Below are 1,562 nucleotides of genomic sequence, written 5' to 3' on the forward strand. Positions count from 1 at the left end.
TGGCCCGTCTCTTCCGCGATATGAGCGCGTGCTTCATCTCGACGCCCTTTCTCCGCTTGGTCCTCATTTGCCTGATTATATTGCTGGATAGCGGATGCAGCGGCAGCGCCGCTGAGGGCGTTGACCCCCGTGCTGTGGTCTGTGCCAAAGGCGAAGCCTCCGGCCGCTCCTACAGCGGCACTTTGCTATTTTGTTTTTAATCAATATCGATATGAACGCTAGAATTTACGATAAAATATCTTGGCTCACATCTCCAGTTTCGATAAATTGACGGCATGCCTCCTTTACGATTGACAGATCATTACAAATAAATGCTCCACTCCAATCTTCTTTGTTAAAATTAATCACTTCTCCTGCTCTTTCTTTGTTCGTAAAATCTCTTACTTCGAGCTCCCCATCATCTTCGTAATAAAGAAGTGTCATAAAATAATCCCCATTGATCATATCAACCTGTAAAACACCTGCCCCCTTAAAATCTTCATTTTCAAAATCTTCTTTCCTTAAATAAATAGTGCCATCCGTTTGAGACACCTTCTCAACGTGCTTAAAAACATACTCAAGAGAACAATTGTCTCCTCCCCCTCCTTTTCTAAAAGAACCCATACCTGCCCTCCAGGTGAAATTGATAATTCCCATCTTCACTTCTCCTTAGAAGGTCCCAAAATAGTTCTCATAGACTTGTTCTCTTTCAATTTAGTTCCTGGTTTCCAATAATGAAAGACTTCATAGTCTATTCTATCTTTTTCAGAAAAACTCCTAACTCTCATAGAAGATAAACCAACCCGATCCGCCATTTTAGAAATATCACTTCGGCAATAGGGACAGATTGGTTCCCCATATACCGTCATATCCAAATGTGCTCCATCCGCAAGCCCTTTATCAAGGGCTTGCTGCAGAAGACCTATCTCAGCATGGGCAGACCCAGCTGTTCCATTTGGAAATTTTTTATCCGGGTTTGTGGCCTTTTTCTCTTGTTTGAGATGTTTCTCTCGAACAATATCAAAAAGAGCTGTTTCCGCATCTTCATCAAAACCCTCTGGATTGCGTGCTGTTTGGTTAACATCTCTTAAAATCGTATCGCCAATTTTTCCCTCGGCAAAAACCCTCAGATTCTCTTCTCTGGTGCCTTCGGGAAGTCGCTCTTGTGGGATTTCACGTGGGTCTCCCCTAAGAGGGGAGTATTTCCTATCCAAGAAGAAGTCTAACCCTATCTCTTCCCCTCCGAAAAGCACGACCTTTTCTACAGGAGCTGCTAGCGAGAACGGGAGCGATAAATCCATCGCCATGCCCAAAACGTCCTGCGCTACGTCACTATAGTGCCCCTCCGCACCGTCAATAACAGCGAGGCCCAGATCAGATGGGCCTGCAAGAACAGGAGCCCACGCTGTCTTATTTAGAAAATCTCTTCCATTAGCGCGTTGCTCTTCTGTGCCTCTTCGTTCTTCTTCTGTATCCTGATCTTCATTTGCCTGATTATATTGCTGGATAGCGGAGGCTGCTGCGGCGCCGTTGAGGGCGTTTACGCTGCTGTTATGTCCGCCTCCTGCGACAAGGCCACCTGC

The 1,562-nt window shown here is 45.5% G+C and carries 3 protein-coding genes; 1 reads left to right on the forward strand and 2 read right to left on the reverse strand.

Annotated elements, in window-relative coordinates:
• Nucleotides 1-200 (forward strand): hypothetical protein (locus F457_RS14160; protein WP_211209057.1); only part of this gene is annotated, 200 nt, incomplete at its 5' end.
• Nucleotides 201-225: 25 nt separating this feature from the next.
• Here the strand turns inward: F457_RS14160 and F457_RS0111635 are convergent.
• Together F457_RS0111635 and F457_RS14030 are read right to left on the reverse strand one after the other, a co-directional pair.
• The gene (locus tag F457_RS0111635; RefSeq protein ID WP_018981300.1) at nt 226-636 is read right to left on the reverse strand and encodes a DUF6911 family protein; all 411 of its coding nucleotides are present in this window, start codon (nt 634-636) and stop codon (nt 226-228) included.
• Nucleotides 637-638: 2 nt separating this feature from the next.
• Nucleotides 639-1,562 (reverse strand): cytidine deaminase-like fold-containing protein (locus F457_RS14030; protein ID WP_040921146.1); only part of this gene is annotated, 924 nt, incomplete at its 5' end.

It is taken from the genome of Saccharibacter floricola DSM 15669 (assembly GCF_000378165.1).
GTDB lineage: Bacteria > Pseudomonadota > Alphaproteobacteria > Acetobacterales > Acetobacteraceae > Saccharibacter > Saccharibacter floricola.

Excerpts from the sequence above, each read along its gene's own strand:
- F457_RS0111635 (WP_018981300.1), bottom strand. The coding sequence starts at position 636 with ATGGGAATTATCAATTTCACCTGGAGGGCAGGTATGGGTTCTTTTAGA.